General features: G+C 27.2%; 21 protein-coding genes and 2 tRNA genes. 10 read left to right on the forward strand and 13 right to left on the reverse strand.

Translation table 11 applies throughout. From position 1 onward, the window contains the following. The first annotated feature begins 17 nt into the window (after positions 1 to 17). The 3 genes from gyrB to truB are packed head-to-tail and all read left to right on the forward strand — an operon-like array spanning position 18 to position 3435. Entirely contained in the window at positions 18 to 1946 is a 1929-nt protein-coding gene (gyrB, locus tag H0H59_RS01375) for a DNA topoisomerase (ATP-hydrolyzing) subunit B (protein WP_185862373.1), read from the forward strand. A gap of 6 nt (positions 1947 to 1952) precedes the next feature. Beyond that, complete coding sequence (locus H0H59_RS01380; RefSeq protein ID WP_185862374.1) at positions 1953 to 2738, forward strand: undecaprenyl-diphosphate phosphatase; 786 nt, start codon at positions 1953 to 1955, stop codon at positions 2736 to 2738. Continuing rightward, positions 2725 to 3435: a tRNA pseudouridine(55) synthase TruB gene (truB, locus tag H0H59_RS01385; protein ID WP_185862375.1), complete on the forward strand. Its 711-nt coding sequence runs from the start codon at positions 2725 to 2727 to the stop codon at positions 3433 to 3435. The genes H0H59_RS01380 and truB overlap by 14 nt, the downstream gene beginning before the upstream one ends. Here the strand turns inward: truB and rpsP are convergent. Continuing rightward, the gene (rpsP, locus tag H0H59_RS01390; protein WP_185862376.1) at positions 3432 to 3770 is read right to left on the reverse strand and encodes a 30S ribosomal protein S16; all 339 of its coding nucleotides are present in this window, start codon (positions 3768 to 3770) and stop codon (positions 3432 to 3434) included. The genes truB and rpsP overlap by 4 nt on opposite strands. A 130-nt stretch (positions 3771 to 3900) precedes the next feature. Between rpsP and H0H59_RS01395 the strand changes: the two genes are divergently transcribed. The 4 genes from H0H59_RS01395 (at position 3901) to H0H59_RS01410 (ending at position 6567) form a co-directional block, all read left to right on the forward strand. Continuing rightward, a tRNA-Gln gene (locus H0H59_RS01395) sits at positions 3901 to 3971 on the forward strand. Positions 3972 to 4008: 37 nt separating this feature from the next. Beyond that, positions 4009 to 5406 carry a dicarboxylate/amino acid:cation symporter gene (locus H0H59_RS01400; protein ID WP_185862377.1) on the forward strand — a complete coding sequence of 466 codons (1398 nt, stop codon included), beginning with the start codon at positions 4009 to 4011 and terminating at the stop codon, positions 5404 to 5406. 7 nt (positions 5407 to 5413) lie between these two features. After that, positions 5414 to 6466, forward strand: a complete 1053-nt coding sequence (locus tag H0H59_RS01405) for a diphosphomevalonate/mevalonate 3,5-bisphosphate decarboxylase family protein (protein WP_185862378.1) — start codon at positions 5414 to 5416, stop codon at positions 6464 to 6466. Positions 6467 to 6492: 26 nt separating this feature from the next. Further along, positions 6493 to 6567: transfer RNA gene (locus H0H59_RS01410), tRNA-His, on the forward strand. Between the two features lie 9 nt (positions 6568 to 6576). Here the strand turns inward: H0H59_RS01410 and H0H59_RS01415 are convergent. After that, positions 6577 to 7764: a pyridoxal phosphate-dependent aminotransferase gene (locus H0H59_RS01415; RefSeq protein WP_185862379.1), complete on the reverse strand. Its 1188-nt coding sequence runs from the start codon at positions 7762 to 7764 to the stop codon at positions 6577 to 6579. A gap of 83 nt (positions 7765 to 7847) precedes the next feature. Here H0H59_RS01415 and rsmG point away from each other — a divergent pair, with 83 nt between their 5' ends. Beyond that, positions 7848 to 8468, forward strand: a complete 621-nt coding sequence (gene rsmG / locus H0H59_RS01420; protein WP_185862380.1) for a 16S rRNA (guanine(527)-N(7))-methyltransferase RsmG — start codon at positions 7848 to 7850, stop codon at positions 8466 to 8468. 5 nt (positions 8469 to 8473) lie between these two features. Then, positions 8474 to 9433 (forward strand): amidohydrolase family protein, encoded by a 960-nt coding sequence (locus tag H0H59_RS01425; protein WP_185862381.1) that lies wholly within the window; start codon positions 8474 to 8476, stop codon positions 9431 to 9433. Position 9434: 1 nt separating this feature from the next. Here the strand turns inward: H0H59_RS01425 and lysS are convergent, their stop codons facing one another. Beyond that, a complete protein-coding gene (gene lysS / locus H0H59_RS01430; RefSeq protein WP_185862382.1) occupies positions 9435 to 10934 on the reverse strand; it encodes a lysine--tRNA ligase in 1500 nt (499 codons plus the stop codon). A gap of 31 nt (positions 10935 to 10965) precedes the next feature. Between lysS and lipB the strand changes: the two genes are divergently transcribed. Next, the gene (lipB, locus tag H0H59_RS01435; protein ID WP_185862383.1) at positions 10966 to 11679 is read left to right on the forward strand and encodes a lipoyl(octanoyl) transferase LipB; all 714 of its coding nucleotides are present in this window, start codon (positions 10966 to 10968) and stop codon (positions 11677 to 11679) included. A 5-nt stretch (positions 11680 to 11684) separates the two neighbouring features. On the opposite strand, the gene mtaB is transcribed toward lipB, so the two are convergent. From mtaB to H0H59_RS01485, 10 genes are all read right to left on the reverse strand, one after another. Next, positions 11685 to 13022 (reverse strand): tRNA (N(6)-L-threonylcarbamoyladenosine(37)-C(2))-methylthiotransferase MtaB, encoded by a 1338-nt coding sequence (mtaB, locus tag H0H59_RS01440; RefSeq protein WP_185862384.1) that lies wholly within the window; start codon positions 13020 to 13022, stop codon positions 11685 to 11687. A 13-nt stretch (positions 13023 to 13035) separates the two neighbouring features. After that, positions 13036 to 13680 carry a peroxiredoxin gene (locus H0H59_RS01445; RefSeq protein ID WP_185862385.1) on the reverse strand — a complete coding sequence of 215 codons (645 nt, stop codon included), beginning with the start codon at positions 13678 to 13680 and terminating at the stop codon, positions 13036 to 13038. Between the two features lie 78 nt (positions 13681 to 13758). Further along, the gene (gene dnaG / locus H0H59_RS01450; protein WP_185862386.1) at positions 13759 to 15573 is read right to left on the reverse strand and encodes a DNA primase; all 1815 of its coding nucleotides are present in this window, start codon (positions 15571 to 15573) and stop codon (positions 13759 to 13761) included. Positions 15574 to 15596: 23 nt separating this feature from the next. Then, a complete protein-coding gene (gene rpe, locus H0H59_RS01455; RefSeq protein ID WP_185862387.1) occupies positions 15597 to 16244 on the reverse strand; it encodes a ribulose-phosphate 3-epimerase in 648 nt (215 codons plus the stop codon). Positions 16245 to 16249: 5 nt separating this feature from the next. Beyond that, positions 16250 to 17059, reverse strand: a complete 810-nt coding sequence (locus H0H59_RS01460) for an enoyl-ACP reductase FabI (RefSeq protein WP_185862388.1) — start codon at positions 17057 to 17059, stop codon at positions 16250 to 16252. A gap of 6 nt (positions 17060 to 17065) precedes the next feature. Beyond that, complete coding sequence (gene metK, locus H0H59_RS01465) at positions 17066 to 18322, reverse strand: methionine adenosyltransferase (RefSeq protein ID WP_185862389.1); 1257 nt, start codon at positions 18320 to 18322, stop codon at positions 17066 to 17068. A 30-nt stretch (positions 18323 to 18352) separates the two neighbouring features. Further along, entirely contained in the window at positions 18353 to 19426 is a 1074-nt protein-coding gene (locus tag H0H59_RS01470; protein ID WP_185862390.1) for a bifunctional 3-deoxy-7-phosphoheptulonate synthase/chorismate mutase type II, read from the reverse strand. A gap of 15 nt (positions 19427 to 19441) precedes the next feature. Continuing rightward, a complete protein-coding gene (locus H0H59_RS01475; protein ID WP_185862391.1) occupies positions 19442 to 20290 on the reverse strand; it encodes a prephenate dehydrogenase in 849 nt (282 codons plus the stop codon). After that, on the reverse strand, positions 20287 to 21441 hold the full coding sequence (locus tag H0H59_RS01480; RefSeq protein WP_185862392.1) for a pyridoxal phosphate-dependent aminotransferase: 1155 nt from the start codon (positions 21439 to 21441) through the stop codon (positions 20287 to 20289). The genes H0H59_RS01475 and H0H59_RS01480 overlap by 4 nt, the downstream gene beginning before the upstream one ends. Next, complete coding sequence (locus tag H0H59_RS01485; protein ID WP_185862393.1) at positions 21441 to 22277, reverse strand: prephenate dehydratase; 837 nt, start codon at positions 22275 to 22277, stop codon at positions 21441 to 21443. Before H0H59_RS01485 ends, H0H59_RS01480 begins: the two co-directional genes overlap by 1 nt. Between the last annotated feature and the right edge of the window lie 114 nt (positions 22278 to 22391).

The following is a 22391-nucleotide window of genomic DNA, read 5'->3' on the forward strand; positions in this document are numbered from 1 at the left end:
TTATAATAAAATTAATTATGAGTAAACAACATCATATTACAAAAGATTACACAGCAGATAGTATTCAATCTCTTGAAGGGATAGAACATATAAGATTAAGACCTTCAATGTATATTGGAGATATAGGAATTAGGGGGTTACATCATTTAGTATCCGAAGTTATAGATAATTCAGTAGATGAAGCCTTAGCAGGTTTTTGCAATAAAATATGGGTTACTATTCAAAAAAATGGATTTATCACTATACTTGACAATGGTCGTGGAATTCCAATAGAAATTCATAAAAAAGAAGGTAAATCAGCTTTAGAAGTAGTTATGACTAAAATTGGGGCAGGGGGTAAATTTGATAAAAATTCTTATAAAGTTTCTGGAGGATTACACGGAGTCGGTCTTTCCTGTGTCAATGCTTTGTCTAAAAAACTTATAGTTACAATTTATCGCAACGGAAAAGTTTATGAACAGGAGTATTTAAAAGGAAAAGCCCTTTATCCTGTAAAATTTTTAGGAAAAACTAATATGCAAGGAACTAAGATTAATTATCTTGCTGATTATTCTATTTTTAATTCTATTACATATAATTATGAAATTTTAGCCAATAGATTGAAAGAATTATCTTTTTTAAATAAAGGGTTGTATTTATTTTTAAAAGACGAAAGAAATAACATAAAAGAATATTTTTTTTCTAAAAATGGATTAAAAGAATATCTTCCTATTTTAGATAAAAATAAGGAATTTTTAACTAAAGATGTTATTTTTATTGAAGGAGAGAAAGACAATACGATTGTAGAAGTAGCAATGCAATACAATACTTCTTTTAAAGAGAAGATTTATTCTTATGTTAACAATATAAATACTTATGAAGGAGGAACTCATCTTTCTGGATTTAGAAGGGCATTAACAAGAACATTAAAAAAATATGCCGATGTATATGGAATTTTATCAAAAGATAAAGTAGAGTTTACTGGTGATGATTTTAGAGAAGGAATTACAGCCATTATATCTGTTAGAGTAATGGAACCTCAATTTGAAGGACAAACTAAGACAAAATTAAGTAATCACGAAGTGGGAGGAATTGTAGATAAAATTGTGGGAGAAATGTTGAACAGTTATTTAGAAGAACACCCTAGTGATAGAAAAAAAATTATTGATAAAGTCATATTAGCAGCTAAAGCACGTCAAGCTGCTAAAAAAGCACGTGAATTAATACAAAAAAAAAATCCCATATACAATAGTATTTTACCTGGAAAATTAGCGGATTGTTCTTTAAATAATCCAGAAAACTGTGAAATTTATTTGGTAGAAGGAGATTCTGCTGGAGGAACTGCTAAACAAGGTAGAGATAGAAATTTTCAAGCTATTTTACCTTTACGAGGTAAAATACTAAATGTAGAAAAAGCTATGCAATATAAAATATTTGAAAATGAGGAAATAAAAAATATATTCACATCTTTAGGAGTTTTTATTGATACAGAAGAAAATAAAGAAATTTTAAATATAAAAAAACTTAGATACAATAAAATTATTATTATGACCGACGCGGATATAGATGGAAGTCATATTTCTACTTTGATTTTAACATTATTTTTTCGTTATATGAACCCATTAATAGAAAAAGGACACATTTATATTGCTACACCACCACTTTATTTAATTAGAAAAGGAAATCATTATAGATATGCTTGGAGTGATAAAGAAAGAGAAAATATTATCAATCAATTAGGAGGAAGAAAATATGTCTATATACAACGTTATAAAGGATTAGGAGAGATGAATGCTGAACAACTTTGGGAAACAACAATGAATCCAAAAAATAGAACTTTACGTAAGGTCAATATAGAAAATTATTCTGAAGCAGACAACATATTCTCCATTCTTATGGGAGATGAAGTTCCCCCACGTAGAAATTTCATAGAAAAAAATGCGATACATGCAAAAATTGATGTTTAGATATATATGAATTATATTCAATCAATCCTATTAGGGATTATTGAAGGAATTACAGAGTTGTTTCCTATTTCTTCTACAGGTCACATGATACTTGCGGCTTCCATGATGGGAATTTTAGAAGATAAAATAACGAATTTATTTCTTATTTCTGTTCAGCTTGGTGCCGTTTTATCGGTAGTTTTTTTGTATAGAAATAAGTTTTTTTTAAAAAAATGGAATTTTTATATAAAAATTTTTTTGGCTATTTTACCTGTAGGTATTTTTGGTTTTTTTTTTAACAAAATAACCAATTTTTTATTTCATCCACTTGTAGTTTCTCTATCTCTTTTAACAGGAGGATTCGTAATTTTGAAAGTAGAAAATTTTTATGAAAAAAATTTTAAAAAAAAAAGAAACAAAATTACTTATTTAAAAGCTTTTATTGTTGGATTATTTCAATGTTTGTCTTTGATCCCAGGAGTATCTAGAAGTGCTACTACCATTGTTGCTTGTATGCTACAAAATGTTAATAGAAAAAAAACTATAGAATTTTCTTTTTTTTTATCTATTCCTGTTATTGGAATCGCTACATGTAAAAAATTATTTGACTATTATTTTCAATTAAATTCTTTTACATATCAAGATATAGAATTATTATTTTTAGGCAATATAGTAGCTTTCATAACTGGAATGATAACCATACGATATTTTTTTAAATTTTTAAAAAATTTTAAAATATTTGGATATTATAGAATAATATTAGGATTTTTTATTATTATACATTATTTTATTAAACCTATTGAAAAATTTTAAAAAAAATATATTAGAATTCCAGAATGGAAAAATATTATTAATAGATAAACCGTGGGGATGGACTTCTTTTCAAATTGTTAAAAAAATTAAAAATTATATAGGAAATTTAAAAATAGGACATGCGGGGACTTTAGACCCTCTTGCAACAGGTTTATTGATAGTACTTACAGGAAAATATACTAAAAAAGTAGATGATATTCAAAATTATAAAAAAACTTATACAGGTATTATAAAATTAGGCTGTGAAACCTTATCTTTTGATTCAGAAACAGAAGAATATAATTTTTCTTCCATTTCGCACATAACCCCTAAAATTATTATAAAAATATCTAAAAAATTTATGGGAGAAATAGATCAATTTCCTCCCTATTTTTCTGCCTTAAAAATAAAAGGGAAAAGATACTATGAGTATGCTAGAAAAGGGGAAAAAATAGATTCTATTAAATATAGACGTGTAAAAATTTATCAATTTAATATCCTAAAAATAGGAATTCCCTATATAAAATTTTTTATAGAATGTGGAAAAGGGACTTATATAAGATCTGTAGCCCGAGATTTTGGAAAAGCCCTAAAAAGCGGAGCTTATCTACTTTCTTTAAGAAGAGAACGTATAGGAAATTTTTCTATAAAAAGTTTTTCTGATTCTAATCTAGAGTTTTCAACAAAATTAGAATTTCCATGTTATTTACTAAATTAAATTTTATATTTTTTGTACCAAAAATAGAATTTTTTCTGATATTCTTCATCCGTAAAAACTCCCTTTTTTACTCCTTTTAATAAATGTTTTTTGAGTAATACACCGTTTTTAGAAAAAATGGATTTTACAGTATTTGTAGGTTGTGCTCCTTTCATTAACCAAGATACCGCATTTTCCATTTTTAATACAGTTGAAGGAGGATCCGTATGAGGATTATAAGTTCCTAGTTTTTCAATAAATTTACCATCTCGTGGAGCACGAGAGTCAGCTACAACTATATGATAAATAGGTCTATGTTTTTTTCCAATTTTTTTTAAACGTATTTTAACAGACATAATTTTATTAATTAAAATAATAAATAAAAAACCTTTATGGCAATAAAAAAGGTTTTTGAGTAACGTAACCTAAATTTAGACATAATTATAATGTTTTTGAAAAAAAATGGTATATATTTACATTTTTCATAGACCCGTTGTGTAACGGTAGCACAGCAGATTTTGGTTCTGTTAGTTGGGGTTCGAGTCCCTACGGGTCTGTTACCTAATATTTTTTATATATGTTGAATTTTACAAAATGAGTATTGGAATGAAAATAAAAAAAGAAAAAGTTTTATTAATAGCTTTTTTAAGTGTTTTAGCATATGTATTTATTCATTTATCTAAATCCTTTTTAGGATTGGATCAATTTACTCTTTCTATATTAAGATGCTTCGTCATCTCTATTTTCATATTGTATACCTTTCTTAAAAAAGATTTAACTACTTGGATTTTATTATCCATTATCATAGGAATAGAAATGGGATTAGATATCCCAAAAATTGCTGTTGAACTAAGGTTTTTATCTCAAATATTTTTGAGGTTGATAAAAACCATTATTGCTCCAATATTATTTTCTACTCTAGTAGTTGGTATAGCAAGTCATTCTAATATTAAACAATTAGGAAGCATGGGATGGAAATCATTACTATATTTTGAAGTAGTGACCACTTTAGCTTTGTTCATCGGTCTTATTGCTATTAATGTATCCCAAGCTGGAGTAGGTATAGTGATGCCTTCAGGAATAACGGAACAACAATTGCCAAAAGTAGAACATAGAACTTGGCAAAATACGATACTTCATGTATTTCCTGAAAATTTTATAAAATCCATATATCATGGAGATGTCTTACCTATAGTGGTATTTTCAGTTATATTCGGTATATCTATGGTATTTTTGGAAGAAAAAAAACGAAGTCCTATATTACTATTTGCAGATAGTCTTTCAGAAATCATGTTTAAATTTACTAAAATTATCATGTATTTTGCTCCTATAGGAGTAGGATCTGCCATCGCTTATACAGTAGGACATATGGGGTTAGATATTTTATATAACCTATTTCAGTTATTATTGACTCTTTATATTGCTCTATTTATATTTTTGATAGTTATTTTATTTCCTATTCTTTTATGGATAAAAGTACCTTTAAGAGGTTTTATAAAAGCATTAACTGAACCTGTATCACTTGCGTTTGCTACTACAAGTTCAGAATCTGCCTTACCACTACTTATGGAAAATTTAGAAAAATTAGGGGTTCCAAGAAAAATTATTGCTTTTGTTATTCCTACAGGTTATAGCTTTAACTTAGATGGAACTACTCTATATTTGTCTTTAGCTACTGTTTTTGTAGCACAAGCATCTGGTATTCCTTTGAGTTTTAGTCAACAAATATTTATAGGATTGACTTTAATTTTAACTAGTAAAGGAGTAGCCGGAGTTCCTAGAGCATCTTTAGTCATTCTTTTAGCTACTGTTGCTTCTTTTGGTTTGCCAACTTGGCCTATATTAGCTATTATCGGTATAGATGAATTAATGGATATGGCTCGCACTACTGTCAATGTAATAGGAAATGGATTAGCTAGTTGTGTAATTGCTCGTTCTGAGGGAGAATTTGACGATAAAAAAATGTTAGATTATATAAAAAATGATTTGTAATTAACTTTTGAAAAGTTTTTTTTTTAAAAAAAAAAAATATTCTATAGATTCAAATGGAGTTATCACAAGAAAGAGTCATTCCAATATAGCTTTAATTAAATATTGGGGGAAACATAAAAATAAAATTCAAATACCATCGAATTCTTCTATTAGTTATTCTCTAGGAGAAGTATATACGGTAACACGATTATCATATGAAATAAAAAAAAGAAATTTCTCTCTAAGAGTTTTTTTTTCAGGAAAAGAGAAAACTAGTTTTATTCCAAAAATTTTGGAATTTTTTCATAGAATTTCATTTTATTGTTCTTATTTACGAGATTTTAATTTTATTATAGAAACCTATAATACTTTTCCACATAGCAGTGGAATAGCTTCTTCTGCTTCTTCCATGAGTTCTTTAGCATTATGCATCATGGAAATAGAAAAAAAATTAGTTTCTTCTTTAAAAAAAGATTTTTTATTAAAAAAAGCTTCTTTTTTAGCAAGATTAGGTTCCGGAAGTGCTTGCAGATCTATTTATCCTGGCCTTGTTGTTTGGGGAAGTCATCAATCCATAAAAGGAAGTAATAATCTTTATGCTATTCAATATCCATATAAAATACACCCCATTTTTACAAAAATGGTAGATACTATTTTAATAATAGATGAAACACCTAAAAAAATATTGAGTTCTAAAGGTCATCAGTTAATGAAGAACCATCCTTATGCTAAGGAAAGATTTAAAAATGCTAATAAAAATATGGATAGACTTATATCTATATTAAAAATAGGAGATTTACAAGAATTTGGAAAATTAATAGAACATGAAGCTTTGACACTTCACGCCATGATCATGACCTCTCGTCCCTATTTTATATGGATGAAGCCAAATACTCTTAACGTTCTTCATAACGTATGGGATTTCAGAATGCAAAGTAAAAAAAATATCTATTTTACACTAGATGCAGGTGCCAATGTTCATCTTTTATATCCTATACAAGAAAAAAAATACATTATAAAATGGATATACAGCGATCTTTTTTTTTATTGTAAAAAAATTATTGAAAGTTTTTGTTTATAGAATTAATTATCTTTGTTTTGATTTTGGTGGACGTAGCTCAGTTGGTTTAGAGCATCAGATTGTGGTTCTGAGGGTCGCCGGTTCGAATCCGGTCGTCCACCCAATTTTTGTTAATTTAATGCCTTTTTTATTCTTTTGAAAGCTTCTATAATTTTATCTTCTGATGAGGCATAAGAAATACGTAAACATTCATGATCCCCAAAAGCACTTCCACTCACTGTAGCTACTTGAGTTTTTTCAAGTAGAAATTCAGAAAAATCATCCGCATTTTTAATCATTTTTCCATCCAATTTTTTTCCAAAAAAATATGAAATTTTTGGAAAAACATAAAAAGCCCCATTTGGTTTATTCAATTGAAACCCATTGATTTCTGTTATCATAGACAAAACTAAATTTCTTCTTTTTCTAAACTCTTGTATCATATATTCTATTTTACTTGGATCGGCTTTTAATGCGGCAATAGCAGCTCTCTGTGCAATAGAATTGGAACAAGATGTCATCTGTCCCTGTATTTTATCACAAGATTTAGCGATCCATTCTGGAGCTCCAATATATCCAATTCTCCAACCCGTCATTGAAAATGCTTTAGATAGACCATTAAGTGTGATGACTTGATTATGAATATCAGAAAAAATTGCAATACTAGTATGTTTATCAGAGTAACAAATATGTTCATAAATCTCATCAGAAATAATCATGATTTCTGGATATTTTTTAAAAATTTCTGCTAAATATTTTAATTCTTCATAAGAATAAACACTTCCTGTAGGATTACAAGGAGTACTGAAAATAAATAATTTCGTTTTAGATGTAATAGCTTTTTCTAACTGTTCTGGATTAATCTTAAAATTGTTATTCATGGTTGTTGGGACGACAACAGGATACGATTCACATAATTTTACCATTTGTAAATAACTAACCCAATAAGGAGCGGGAATAATGACTTCATCATTTTTATTAAGCAAAGATAAAAGAACATTCATGATAGCTTGTTTTGCTCCAGTAGAAACTACAATTTGAGAAGGGGTATATTTTAAATGATTATCACGGTATAATTTTTGGCATATTACTTTACGAAGTTCTAAATATCCGGAGACGGGAGTATAATAATGATACCCTTCATCTATAGCTTTTTTAGCAGCATATAATACAAAATCAGGAGGTAAAAAGTCGGGTTCTCCCAAACTCAAGTTTATTATATCATAACCTTTATTTTTTAAATCTCTGGCTTTAGCTGACATAGCTATGGTTTGCGAATAAGATATATTTTTTAATCTATGGGACAATCTATTTTTCATATATATGAATATATAATTTGAAATGATTACAAATCTAAATAAATTTTACTATAAATTTATTTATCCGAATATTGGGATTCACTATGAAATTAATTAAAAAATATTTTCCATTTTTATTGGATCAACAAATATATAAGTTGTATTATTTAAAAAATTTATATGCGTATTGGAATGCATATGTGAATCTAATTTCTAGAAAAACATTCCACGATTTTTATCAACAACATGTACTTTTTTGTTTAGGAATAGCTAAAGTATTTTATTTTTTCCCTGGATCATGTGTCATGGATTTAGGTACAGGAGGAGGTTTTCCTGGAATTCCTTTATCCATAGTTTTTCCGAATACTGAATTTATATTAGTAGATTCTATTAAAAAAAAAATTAAAATTATAGAACAAATCATATATGATCTTCATTTAAAAAATGCACATCCTATTTGTATACGTGCAGAAAAATTAGAAAATAAATTTGATTTTGTGGTTACTAGAGCTGTAACAAAAATAGATATAATACATAATTGGATAAAAAATAAATTTAAATGCAAATCTACCTATAAAATTAAAAATGGAGCTTTATATTTAAAAGGAGGAAATATTTCTGAGGAAATAAAAAAATTTCCTCATGCAATAATATATCCTTTAAAGCATTATTTTAAAGAACCATTTTTTATAACTAAAAAAGTTGTTTGGATTTCCAATATTTAATAAAAATGAATCCTAAAAAAATTTTTATAGAAAAAGTAAAACAAAAAGGCGGATGGGTAAATGCTCATGCTCATTTAGATAGAGCTTATACTCTAACAAAAAAAAATTTCAAATATTCTTATTATTCTCTGAATAAAAAATGGTATCTGGTAGATGAAATGAAACGTTTAGCTACAGAAGAGGATATTTATATACGTATGGAAAAAGCTTTAGAATATTTTTTAATACAAGGAACACAAGCTTTGTGCACATTTATTGATGTAGATGAAATTATTGAAGATCGTGCTTTAAAAGCCGCTAAAAAGCTTAGAAATAATTATGAAAATTCAATCCATATTTGTTTTGCCAATCAAGTTCTTAAAGGAGTGTTGGATAAAAAATCCAAATATTGGTTTGATAAATCCGTAGAATTTGTAGATATTATTGGTGGATTGCCCGCTAAAGATTATGGTAAAGAAGATGAACATTTAGATATTTTATTAAAAACAGCTAAAAAAAATGGAAAAATAGTACATGTACATGTAGATCAATTTAATACTAGCGAAGAAAAAGAAACTGAAAAACTAGCAATAAAAACTATTGAACATGGAATGCAAGGAAAAGTAGTAGCTATACATAGTATTTCTTTAGCTGCACATGCTAGAGCTTATCGTTATAAGATATACCAATTGATTAAGAAAGCTAATTTAAAGGTAATATCTTGTCCCATTGCTTGGATTGATCATACAAGAAGTGAACGTTTTACTCCTAGCCATAATTCTATCACTCCAGTGGATGAAATGGTTCCTGAAGGGATCATAGTGGCTTTTGGAACAGATAATATTTGTGACATATACAAACCTTTTTCTGATGGAAATCTATGGATAGAATTACGTGTAATGTTGGAAGCTTGTCATTATTATGATATAGATCATTTGGTTAAAATTGCTACAATAAACGGATTAAAAGTGTTAGGATTAAAATAACTTATTTTTTTCCTCCTTTTTCTGGACGCATTTGTGGAAAAAGTAAAACTTCTTGAATAGAATTTTTTTTAGTAAGTAACATTACTAAACGATCTATTCCAATTCCAATACCTGCAGTAGGAGGCATTCCAAATTCCAAAGCACGTATAAAATCTTTATCAATAGACATTGATTCATTAGACATTGATTCATTTTTTGTATTTTTAAACTTCATTTGTTTTCGTAAACGATCTAATTGATCTATAGGATCATTAAGTTCTGAATAAGCATTCGCAATTTCTTGTCCATTTATAATAAGTTCAAAACGTTCTGATAAATTTTTTTCATTACGATGTTTTTTTGTTAAAGGACTCATTTCTATAGGATAATCAATAATAAAAGTAGGATTTATGTAATTTTTTTCGCATTTTTCTTCAAAAATGTTCTCAATAAGTTTAGCTTTACTCATTTTTAAATTTTCTTCTATATGCAATTTTTTACAAACTTTTCTTAATTCCTCTTTTTCCATTTTTTTCAGATTAAATCCGGTGTATTTTTTAATAGAATCCAATATAGGGATACGGGGAAAAGGAGTTTTAAAATTAATATTTTCTTTTTTTTGAAATTTATTAAAGATGCACTTCATTAGTTTTTCTGTAAAATTCATCATCCAGTAATAGTCTTTATAAGCGACATAAAGTTCTAGTACCGTAAATTCTGGATTATGAATACGGTCCATACCCTCATTTCTGAAATTTCTAGAAAATTCATATACTCCGTTAAACCCCCCAATTATAAGTCTTTTCAAATAAAGCTCATTAGCTATACGTAAATACAATGGAATTCCAAGAGTGTTGTGATAGGTTTCAAAAGGACGAGCTATAGCTCCCCCAGGAATGGATTGTAGAATAGGAGTATCTACTTCTAAATAACCTTTATCATCCAAAAAATTTCTTATTTTCTGTATGATCCGAGTCCGTTTTATAAAAATTTCTTTGATATGATCATTTACTATAAGATCTACATAACGCATGCGATAACGTAGTTCTGTATTGGAAAAAGCATCATATATTTTTTTATTTTTATCCATTTTTACTTGTGGTAATGGTCGAATAGATTTGGATAATAAAGTTAATTTATGAACATGTATCGTCATTTCATTCATTTTTGTCTTAAATAAAAAACCTTTAACTCCAATAATATCTCCGATATCTATAAGTTTTTTTAAAAAAATATTGTAAGTATCCTCTTTTCCCATTTTATCAGAGTATAAATGATACTTTGTAAAGTATATTTGCATACAACCCGTATGATCTTTTATTTCTCCAAAAGAAGCTTTTCCTAAAAGACGCAAACGCATTAAACGTCCGGCTATGCTGATAGTTTCTTTTTCTATAAAATTTTTTTGTATATTATAAATAGTACTAGTAACTTTATATTCATTTGAAGGATAAGGATTTATACCTAATGATTTTAGTTTATCTAGTTTTTTTATTCGTATAATTTGTTGTTCGGATAACATAGACTGATGATTATAGAATTTTTTAAAAAATATGAAAAAAAAAATACTTTTTTTCGAAGATTTAGGAAAAAAAGAATATAAAGAAACTTGGGAATATCAGAAAAGATTATTTTATGATATAATACAAAAAAAAGTAAATAATATCTCTTATCAAAAAGCAGGATATTTTCTATTTGTAGAGCATCCACATGTATATACTATAGGTAAAAATGGAAAAAAAAATAAACATTTATTGGTAACATCAGATTTTTTAAAAAAAATTAATGCGACCTTTTATCAAACAGATAGAGGAGGTGATATCACTTACCATGGACCTGGACAGTTAATAGGATATCCCATTTTAAATATGGATTATTTTTTTACGGATATTCATAAATACCTTCGTCTTTTAGAAGAAGTTATTATACATTTTTTATGGAAAAATTATGGGATAAAGGGGGAACGAAAAAAAGGAAAAACAGGAGTATGGTTTCATAATAATGTTGTAGAAAAATCAAGAAAAATATGTGCAATAGGAATTAAAATTAGCCGTTGGGTAACAATGCATGGATTTGCTTTAAATGTAAATACAGATTTACGGTATTTTGATCATATTATTCCTTGTGGAATTTACAATCAAGAAGTTACTTCTTTAAAAAAAGAATTAAAAAAAAATGATATATCTTTTAAAGAGGTTAAACAAATGGTAAAAAAATCTTTTCAAGAAATTTTTGATGTAGAATTCATGCCAATTACTAAAAAGTAATTAAATTAATTTATGGGTTCGGCTATCATAATTCCATCTATATCTACTTTTTTAATCAATACATCTTGTAATGTGTTTATATAATAAGTAGCATTGTATGAATTCAATGGGATCTTAGTTCTAATATAATTTTCTGTATATCCATACAAATATTCGTTATCTGTAGAATTTTTTTCGAATAAAACGGTTTTTTTAGTATGAATTTGTTTTTCACAAAAAAAGCGATATTTTTTGTTTGAAAGAACTCTAAAAATTTTATTACGTTTACATTGTATTTTTTTAGATACATGTTCCTGTATTGTGATTGATTTTGTATTTGGTCTAGCAGAATAGGTAAATATGTGTAGAGATGAAATTTCTAAATTTTTTAAAAAATGATAAGTTTCCAAAAAATGTTGATGTGTTTCTCCAGGAAACCCAACAATAATATCTGAACCTATATAAGCATCTGGTATTAAATATCGTATTTTTTTTACTTTTTCTTTATAAAGTTCTCGTCTATAACGTCTATGCATTTTTCCCAATATATAGTTGCTTCCAGATTGTAAAGGAATATGAAAATGAGGGACAAAATGTTTGCTTTTAGACATAAATTCAATACACTCATTTTTCAATAAATTAGGTTCTATAGAGGATAAACGTATTCTTACTTTTTCTTTTATTTGATCAATAGCTTGTATTAAATCAAAAAATGTATATAAACGATCACTTTTTCCATATATTTTATTTCCATAGTCTCCAATATTAACACCTGTTAACACTATCTCTTTCACCCCTTTTTGAAAAAGATCCCTAATATTTTTTAATATATTTTCTATACTATCAGAACGAGAAAATCCTCTGGATATGGGTATAATGCAATAACTGCACTTATAATCACATCCATCCTGTATTTTTAAAAAAGAACGAGTTCTATCTCCAACTGAAAATGATGGAAAATAAGTATTATTTGTCTTTGTATTTGAAAAAATTTTTGTATAAAATTTTTTTTTAAAAAACCATTCTTTATTAATATAATCGATGATCTTAAATTTTTCGTTATTACCTAAAACTAGATCAACTCCAATAATAGAAGAAATTTCTTTAGGATTAAATTGAGCATAACATCCTATTGCTATAATAAAAGCTTGTGAATTTTTCCTCATAGCAGAACGTACTATGTACTTAAATTCAAGTTCTGCATTTTTTGTTACAGAACAACTATTAATTACATAAATATCTGCAGAGCTATGGAAAGGGACATGTTGATAAAATAAATTCGTAAATTGTCTTGCTATAGTTGAGGTTTCGGCGTAATTAAGTTTACACCCCATTGTATAAAATGCTACTTTTTTTTTCAACATTTTTTAGTAAGTATCATATAGAATCTGATCCACTTTTATAATAATTTACAATGCCACTATGACTAGCCTTTATCGCTTTTTTTCCTTTTTTCCAATTTGCTGGACACACTTCTCCACTTTTTTCATAATATTGAAGAGCATCTATCATACGAAAAGCTTCATGTACATTTCTACCTAAAGGAAAGTCATTTATTAAAAGATGTCGGATAATCCCTTTTTTATCTATTAAAAATAAACCTCTGTAAGCAATAAGTTCTCCCGTAGCTTTCCATTCTTCATGATTATTGCAAATCCAATTTCCAGATAAAACTCCATAATTATGAGATATAGTTTTATTAATGTCAGAAACAATAGGATAAGTGACTCCATATATGCCCCCTTTTTCTTTTGGCATTTGTAACCAAGCCCAATGAGATTGTTCTGTATCCGTAGATACAGCAATAATTTGTACATTTCTCATTTCAAAATCCTTAATTTTTTCTTGAAAAGCATATATTTCTGTGGGACATACAAAAGTAAAATCTTTAGGATAGAAAAAAAGTAAAACATACTTTCTTCCATTAAATTGTTCTAAAGTAAAATTTTGTACAATATCTTTTCCATTTAAGACCGCACTAGACGTAAAATTAGGTGCTTTTTTTGAAATTAATGTATTCATTTTTCATAGTTTGTATACACGAATTTACCAAAAAATTATTAGGAATAAAAAATAATTTTTGCATATAAAATGCTATAATCACACATATCTATGTAACTTTTTATTAAGTTCATTTTTTATATTTGTTAAATGCATGATTTTTTTTAGGAAAGCTTTTCTATCATCATCTTTATGATGATGATAGATTTCTTCTTTAATCAATTTTGAAATTAATAAACATCTAAATCTCAATAAAATATCAATTACATATTTATCTATTTTATTTCCTTTATAGGAAACTTGTATCCCTTTTTTATCCCATTTGGATAATGAATAAAATTTTTTGTTTTTTTTATACCAAAACTTGGAATCACCTTGTAAACAAATTTGATCAAAAATATCTTGATTTTCTTTCAAAGAAAAACGTAAATTATAAGATTTAAAATCATGTAAAATTTTTTCGATAACCGTTGTATTGTATTTTTTTATTATTCTCTTCCCATGATTTAAAATAAATTGAATCAATTTTTCTTCCAGAAAAAGAAGTGTGTTTTTGTTTTTTTTTTCTGAAAAAAACGTTTTATCTTTAGACCTAAGTTTTTTTTCATTTTTTTTGTTAATTCTTTCCAATTCAGAAATTAGAACTTTTTTACTAATTTTTAGGATTTTGGAAGCTTCTTGTAAGTATAATTCCTTTTTAAGAATATGGGATATTTTTGAAATACTATTCAAAATACTTAAAACAAAAAATGATTTTTTAATGGGATCATCTTGATGGAATTTTTCATATATTTTTTGTTTGAAAGAAACAAAATTATAACTATTTTTTGCTAAAAAATCTCTTAGGTTAGATAGGGAATATTTTTTAGATATAGAATCTGGATCTTCTTCTTTAGAAATCAATAATATGCGTAAATTTATTTCTTGTTCCAGCATCATATTAATTCCTCTTAAAGAAGCCTTAATTCCAGAACGATCTCCATCATAAAAAAGAACAATATTTTTTGTAAATTTTTTTATCAATAGGATTTGATCTACGGTTAGTGAAATTCCAGAAGAAGAAACTACATTTTTTATACCAGATTGATATAAAGAAATAACATCTGTATATCCTTCCACTAAATAACAAAGATCTTCTTTTAGAATGTTTTTTTTAGCTTGGAATAATCCATATAAAATTTTACTTTTTTGAAAAATTCCGCTTTCGGATGAATTCATATATTTTGTATAACATGAATAACTAGAATCAATATCCCTACCACCAAAACCGATAACCTTTCCTAATAGATTATGTATTGGAAACATCACACGTTTACGGAAACAATCAAAAAAATTATTATATTTTTTTACTACAGTAAAACCCGATTTTTTTAAATCCCATATTTGAAATCCTTTTTTTAAGGCTGTTTCTGTAAATAAATTCCAAGAAATAGGGGCATAGCCTAATTCAAATTTATTAATTATTTTCATATTAAAGCCTCTTTTTTGAATTAAATAATTGAATCCATTTTTTTGTCCTTCTTTGGTAAAGAACAATTTATTTATGAAAAAACGTTTTGCATAATCTTGTATTAAGTATAATTTTTCATATTCTTCATGGTCTATTTTTCTAAAAAATTTTTCTGTATGATCAATCTTTATATCATATTTCTTAGCAAGAAAACACAATGATTCTACATAAGAAAAATGTTCATGTTCCATAAGAAAAGTTATAATATTACCACCTTTTCCAGAACTGAAATCTTTCCATATTTTTTTTGTAGGAGAAACAACAAGAGAAGGTGTTTTTTCATTAGAAAAAGGACTTAGTCCTCTATAATTTATCCCACTTTTTTTTAATTTTACAAAATATCCAATAACATCTTCTATACAAGAAGTAGAAAGTATTTTTTTTATAGTTTCTTTAGAAATCATATTATTTTAATTTCATATTTATTTCATAATTTCATTCTATGAATCATTTTTTTTGGATTAGAATTAGAAAAAATAGTAGTTCCTGCTACTAATATATCTGCTCCATTTTTGAATAGTGAAGAAGCATTTTCTAAATTAATTCCTCCATCTACTTCTATGAGTGCAGAAGAATCTTTTTGTAAGATTAAATCTTTAGTATCTTCTAATTTTTGATAGGTTTGTCTAATAAACTTTTGTCCGCTATAACCAGGATTTACACTCATTAATAAAACAAAATCTATATGTTTAATAACATCTCGTAAAAGAAAAATTGGAGTATGCGGATTAACAGCTACACCTACCTTCATCCCATATTCTTTAATAGAAAAAATAGTTTTATTTAAATGAATACAAGCTTCATAATGAATATGTAAATGATCGGCTCCACAAGCTTTAAATTGTTCTATATAGTGTTCTGGGTGGAGAATCATCAAATGTACATCCATAGGCTTATTTGCATATTTTTTAACATATTTTGTAAACAAGGATCCAAAAGAAATATTAGAAACAAAAGAGGAATCCATAATATCAATATGGAACCAATCTGCTTCACTTTCATTCAGCATTTCTATATCACGATATAAAAAAGCTAAATTTGCTGAAAGTAAGGATGGAGCTATAATTTTTTTCATATTTATTAGGAATTTGATGAAATCATAGCTTCACTAATTCCAGTATTAGAAAAACCTCCATCATGATACAAATTTTGCATCGTTACTTTTCTTGTTAAATCTGAAAAAAGTGTAATGATATAGTTAGCACAATCTTGTGCAGAAGCGTTTCCTAACGGAGATATTTTTTCTGAAAAAATAAGAAACTTATTAAACCCTTTAATGGTTTTTGCTGCTCGTGTGATACTAGGAGATTGTGAAACGGTATTAACCCTTACCTTTTCTTTTATCCCCCAATGATAACCAAAATTACGTGTAATACTCTCTAAATATGATTTATAATCCGACATATCCCCATAATGTGGAAAACTTCGTTGAGAAGCAATATATGTAAGGGCTACAATAGAACCCCATTTATTCATCGCTTTTTTTTTCCAAGCTGTTTGCATTATCTTATGATAAGATACAGCAGATATTTCCCATCCTTTTCTTAAAAATTCATAATTTATAGTGGTATAAGTCAATCCTTTTCGTATATTCATAGACATAGCTATAGAATGTAATAAAAAATCTATTTTTCCTCCAAAATGATCTAATGTTTTTTCAAATAAAATATTAAGATCAGAGATGGAAGTAGCATCTGCTGGAATTACCAGAGATTTAGTTTTTTTAGATAATTCATGAATTTTTCCAATTCTTAAAGAGGCAGGGGTATTGGTTAATACAAAAGATGCTTTTTCTTCATAAGCTCGTTCTGCTACCTTCCAAGCAATAGAATTTTCATCCAAAGCACCAAATATAATTCCTTTTTTTCCCTTCAATAGATTGTAAGACATTAATCCCTATTTTTTTAATTTAAAAATGTCCTTTATGACAGGTAAATAGTCCAATTTTTCCCATGTAAAAAGTTCTACTTTTTGTTTTTTTTTATTACCTTCTATATCCAAAAAAGATTTATATACTTTTTTTGTAGTTTTTCCCATATGTCCATACACAGATGTTTCTTCATACATAGGTTGACGCAATTTTAATCTTTTTTCTATAGCATAAGGACGTAAATCAAAAATTTTATTTATATTCAACACAATATTTTCACTATCAATCTTTGATTTACCATAAGTATTTACAAAAATACAAATTGGTTCTGCAATACCTACAGCATAGGATATTTGTATCAATAATTCATCTGAAATTCCTGCTGCAACAAGGTTTTTAGCTATATGTCTAGCGGCATAAGCTCCAGATCTATCCATCTTAGATGGATCTTTTCCAGAAAAAGCTCCTCCTCCATGAGCGCCCTTTCCTCCATAAGTATCCACTATAATCTTTCTTCCGGTAAGACCAGTATCTCCATGAGGTCCTCCAGTGACAAATTTTCCTGTAGAATTAATGTAATATTTTGTTCTATCCGTAAATAATTTTTTTATATCTTTTGATAAAAAATTATTTTTAACTCTTGGAATAAGAATATTTATAATATCCTGAACAATACGTTTATGCATTCTTTTTTTTGTATCAAATTCATCATGTTGAGTTGAAATAACTACAGCGTGAATATGCACTGGAACATTTGTATCCGAATATTCTAAAGTAACTTGCGATTTTGCATCTGGACGTAAATAAGTCATTTTTTCTCCTTCACTTCGAATAGATGAAAGTTCTCTTAATATATGATGTGATATTTCTAATGCTAAAGGCATATAATTTTCAGTCTCTTTTACAGCATAACCAAATACTATACCTTGATCTCCAGATCCTTGTTCTTCTTTTTTTGATTTTTGTATCCCCTCAAATAGATCCAAAGACTGTTCTTGAATAGAAGAAAGAACTCCACAAGAATCTGCATTGAATCTATATTCATTTTTTGTATATCCTATTCTTCTAAGGACATTACGAGCTATTTTTTGAACATTTACCCAAGTTTTAGAATGTACTTCTCCAGCTAATATAATTTGGCCAGTGGTTACTAAAGTTTCTATAGCTACTTTAGCATCTGAATCATACGCTAAAAAATGATCTAATATAGAGTCCGATATTTGGTCTGCTATTTTATCAGGATGACCTTCTGAAACCGATTCGCTGGTAAATAAATAAGCCATTTTTTAGAACTGAGCTTTATAATTTTTCTATTACCTGATTTGATTTTGAATTTTAATAGACTCTTCATGCAACAGTTTGAAAACTCCTTTAAGTAATTCTTCAGAAATTCCTAAATTTTTTCCTAAATTAATAGATTTATCCATAATATTTTTTAATCTAGTTGGTTGATAAATAGCTATATTTGAAGATTTTTTTAAAACTCCTAATTTTTTGGAAATGTTCATTCTTTCTGCTAAAAGAGCAATAATATTTTCATCTAGTTCATCAATTAAAATTCTGAAAGAATTTAAATCTCTTTTACTTTTTGTATAACATTTTTTTATATATGTTAATTCTTTTAACATTTCCAACAGTTTTTCCGGAGTTATTTGTTGTTGAGCATCACTCCAAGCATGATCAGGATCACAATGACTTTCTATCATTAATCCTTCATATTGAAAATGATAAGCTTTTTTTGCTATATCCAAAATCCCTTCTTTATTCCCGCAAATATGTGAAGGATCACATATTATAGGTATCCTAGGAAGGATCCTCCTAAAATTGCACAAAAGATTCCAATTAGGTTGATTTCTATATTTTGAGTTTTTATAGGTATAAAAGCCACGGTGTATCACTCCTAATTTCCTAATTCCTTTACCCAATAAACGTTCTAAAGCACCCATCCATAATTCTATATCAGGATGAATCGGGTTTTTAACCAAAATAATTTTATTATTTTCTCCTTCTAGAGCATCCGCTATTTCTTGAATAGTAAAAGGACTAGCTGTACTTCTAGCACCGATCCAAAGAACATCAATTTCAAAAGAAATAGCGAGTTTAACGTGTTCTGCATTAGCTACTTCTGTAGCAACCATTAATCCCGTATTTTTCTTTACCTTATGAAGCCATTCAAGTCCTTTTTTTCCAATTCCCTCAAAATTATTTGGTTTTGTCCTAGGTTTCCATATTCCTGCTCTAAATACTTGAACATAGGAAGGATTTAACCTTTTTGCTGTTTCTAATATTTGTTGTTCGTTTTCTGCACTACAAGGACCAGATATGATTAAAGGTTTATTACACTTATCAATCCATGATCTGTCTATACTATTATTCAGTTTTTCCATCACAATACGTTTAATTTACACATATTTTTTATCTTTTATATCGTTAGCTTTTTTCATATATTTATCTATATCATGAAATTTTTTGTTAATTAAATAATTACGAAAAACTTCTAAATGATCAATATAAAAATCTATAGCTTGAATCATATTTTCTCTATTAGAAATAAAAATAGGTAACCACGTTTCAGGCTTACTTTTCGCTAAACGTGTAGTTGAATCTAATCCACTCCCCATCATATTATTAAAAATTTTTTCTTCATTTTTAAATTTTTTTAAAACTGTCCTAGCTAAAGCAAAGGAAATTACATGAGGTAAATGAGATATATAAGCAATATATAAATCATGTTCTTTAGAAGTCATATAAATCATACGCATTGCCATAATAGAATATATTTTTGTAGCGATAGACATAGCATCTGGAGCACTAAGTTCTGAGTCACAAATAATGCAATTTTTTTTATAAAAAAGATCAGAATTAGCATAAATAGGTCCAGAATTTTCAATTCCTGCTATCGGATGTGTAGCTACAAAACGACTTCTTTTTGGATGAGAGGAAACCTTATTACAAATATCATATTTAGTAGATCCAGTATCTAAAATAACTGAATCTTTTCCTATTTCATTAAGAATACTTGGAAGTATTTTTTCTATTCCATCTACGGGAATAGATAAAATAATTACTGAAGATTGCATAATAAGATCCTGCAAAGGAATTATTTCGTCTACAATTCCAAGTTTTATAGCATGTAAAGCGTTTTCCTCATTAGAGTCTGTTCCTATAAATTTATCTACAAAATTTAATTTTCGCAATCCTAAACCAATAGATCCACCGATTAACCCTAATCCTATAATTCCAATATTCATGAAATAATTCTATTTTTTGCTTGCTCCAAAATTTTTACTGGACAACACATAGAAAATCTTACATATCCTTTTCCATTATTACCAAATACTCTACCGGGGGTAATAAATATGTGATATTTTTTTAGAAACTTGTCGGACCATATATGATCATTTTTTTCTGAACCAGTTATTTTTGCCCAAACAAATATTCCAGAACTTTTTTTATTAAATTTTAAATTTAGATAATCACATATTTCCCATATAATGTTTCTACGTATAATATATTCTATATTAAGTTTTTCAAACCATTTAGACCCATGATTCATAGCTTCTATAGCTCCAATTTGTATGGGATAATACATACCAGAATCCATTTGACTTTTTACTTTTAGTATATTTTGAATAAATTCTTTTTTTCCTATTATCATTCCAACACGCCATCCAGGCATATTGTAACTTTTACTTAAAGAATTTAATTCTAAGGCTATATCTTTGGCCCCTTTTATATTAAATATACTTAAAGGACGATTACTGTTCAATATGAAACTGTAAGGGTTGTCATACACAAGTAAAATACGGTTTTTTTTCGCAAAAAAAACAATTTCTTCTAATTTTTCAAAAGTTATGGGTGCACCCGTTGGCATGTGAGGATAATTAATCCACATAATTTTCACTCTAGATAGATTTTTATTCTCTAATAATTTAATATTAGGAGTCCAATTTTCATCTTCATAAAGATCATAATAAATAATTAATGATTCTAAAAGTTTTGATATAGAGGAATATGTAGGATATCCAGGATTTGGAATTAATACCTTATCACCTTTGTCTAAATAAGACATGCTTATATGCATAATACCTTCCTTAGATCCCATTAATGGCAAAATCTCATTTTTAGGATCTACATATACTTGATACATTTTTTCATACCAATTCGAAATGGAATCACGTAATTTTTCTATTCCTATATAGCTTTGATAAGTATTAGCATGCTTGAGTTCTGACGCTTTTTTCATTTTATGTATAACTCCAATTGGTGGAAGAATATCTGGATTACCAATTCCTAAATTAATGACTTTCATACCCTTTTTTTCAAAAAGATGAATTTCCTTCATTTTTTTTGAAAAAAAGTACTCCGATACTTTATGCATTTTTTTTGCAGCTACAATCATTAGGATATAATTCTACCATTTTTATATTCTCCCATAATAGATAATTTATGAAGACAGGGAATTTTTTGTATGCGTTTTTTCATTTTTTCATAATCTTTTATCTTGTTGAAGATAATATCCACATAAAAGGAATACTCCCAAGGTATTTGTATTATAGGAATAGATTGTATTTTAGTCATATTTATACCAAGACTAGATATCATACTCAATATTTTAGATAAACTACCAGTAGTATGAAATATTTTGAATCTTAGTGAAGCTTTATTGAAATAATCATTTTCTTCTTTATAAGAATTTTTAATAATAAAAAATCTAGTAAAATTACTTGTAATAGTTTGTATATTTTTGGAAATTATTTCTAATCCATATTCTTTAGCAGCATTTTCAGATGCTATCGCGGCTACCCCTTTTTTTTTGCATATGGAAATATATTTAGCTGCAGCAGCTGTATCTGAATATTCGGATATTTTTATGTAAGGATGTGCATCTATGAATAATTCACATTGTAATATAGCCATAGGATGAGAATAAATCTCCTTTATATCTTCTATATATTGTCCTGGGGTAGACATTAAATGATGTTGTATAGGCATATATACTTCTCCCACTATTTTCAAATTATATTCAGATAAAAGACTGTAATTAGTTAATATTGTACCTGCTATCGTATTTTCTATAGCCATTACCCCAATATCTACATTAGATTTTGCTACAGAAATAGCCAACTCTCTAAAAGAAGAACATTCCATCAACTTATAATTACATCCTTCAAAATATCTAGAAACGGCTGCATGATGAAAACACCCCTTCACACCTTGTATCGCTATTTTTTTCATAAAAAAAAAGAAAAATTAAATCCCTTTAAAAACTATAAGTTTTCATTATAAATAAAGTAAATAATATTAAACAAATATAAAAATTTATTCTATTTTATGCAATTTATTCTATTT

The sequence above is a fragment of the Blattabacterium cuenoti genome (assembly GCF_014251715.1).
GTDB classification, from domain to species: Bacteria; Bacteroidota; Bacteroidia; order Flavobacteriales; family Blattabacteriaceae; genus Blattabacterium; species Blattabacterium cuenoti_M.

Coding starts and splice junctions, on each gene's coding strand:
- H0H59_RS01485 (WP_185862393.1), bottom strand. CDS start 22,277: ATGAAAAAAATAGCGATACAAGGTGTGAAGGGGTGTTTTCATCATGCA.
- lysS (WP_185862382.1), bottom strand. CDS start 10,934: ATGTTATCCGAACAACAAATTATACGAATAAAAAAACTAGATAAACTA.
- H0H59_RS01480 (WP_185862392.1), bottom strand. CDS start 21,441: ATGATTGTAGCTGCAAAAAAAATGCATAAAGTATCGGAGTACTTTTTT.
- rpe (WP_185862387.1), bottom strand. CDS start 16,244: ATGAAAAAAATTATAGCTCCATCCTTACTTTCAGCAAATTTAGCTTTT.
- H0H59_RS01470 (WP_185862390.1), bottom strand. CDS start 19,426: ATGGAAAAACTGAATAATAGTATAGACAGATCATGGATTGATAAGTGT.
- gyrB (WP_185862373.1), top strand. CDS start 18: ATGAGTAAACAACATCATATTACAAAAGATTACACAGCAGATAGTATT.
- rsmG (WP_185862380.1), top strand. CDS start 7,848: ATGAAATTAATTAAAAAATATTTTCCATTTTTATTGGATCAACAAATA.
- H0H59_RS01475 (WP_185862391.1), bottom strand. CDS start 20,290: ATGAATATTGGAATTATAGGATTAGGGTTAATCGGTGGATCTATTGGT.
- metK (WP_185862389.1), bottom strand. CDS start 18,322: ATGGCTTATTTATTTACCAGCGAATCGGTTTCAGAAGGTCATCCTGAT.
- mtaB (WP_185862384.1), bottom strand. CDS start 13,022: ATGTTGAAAAAAAAAGTAGCATTTTATACAATGGGGTGTAAACTTAAT.
- H0H59_RS01445 (WP_185862385.1), bottom strand. CDS start 13,680: ATGAATACATTAATTTCAAAAAAAGCACCTAATTTTACGTCTAGTGCG.
- H0H59_RS01425 (WP_185862381.1), top strand. CDS start 8,474: ATGAATCCTAAAAAAATTTTTATAGAAAAAGTAAAACAAAAAGGCGGA.
- lipB (WP_185862383.1), top strand. CDS start 10,966: ATGAAAAAAAAAATACTTTTTTTCGAAGATTTAGGAAAAAAAGAATAT.
- rpsP (WP_185862376.1), bottom strand. CDS start 3,770: ATGTCTGTTAAAATACGTTTAAAAAAAATTGGAAAAAAACATAGACCT.
- H0H59_RS01415 (WP_185862379.1), bottom strand. CDS start 7,764: ATGAAAAATAGATTGTCCCATAGATTAAAAAATATATCTTATTCGCAA.
- dnaG (WP_185862386.1), bottom strand. CDS start 15,573: ATGATTTCTAAAGAAACTATAAAAAAAATACTTTCTACTTCTTGTATA.
- H0H59_RS01380 (WP_185862374.1), top strand. CDS start 1,953: ATGAATTATATTCAATCAATCCTATTAGGGATTATTGAAGGAATTACA.
- H0H59_RS01460 (WP_185862388.1), bottom strand. CDS start 17,059: ATGTCTTACAATCTATTGAAGGGAAAAAAAGGAATTATATTTGGTGCT.
- H0H59_RS01400 (WP_185862377.1), top strand. CDS start 4,009: ATGAGTATTGGAATGAAAATAAAAAAAGAAAAAGTTTTATTAATAGCT.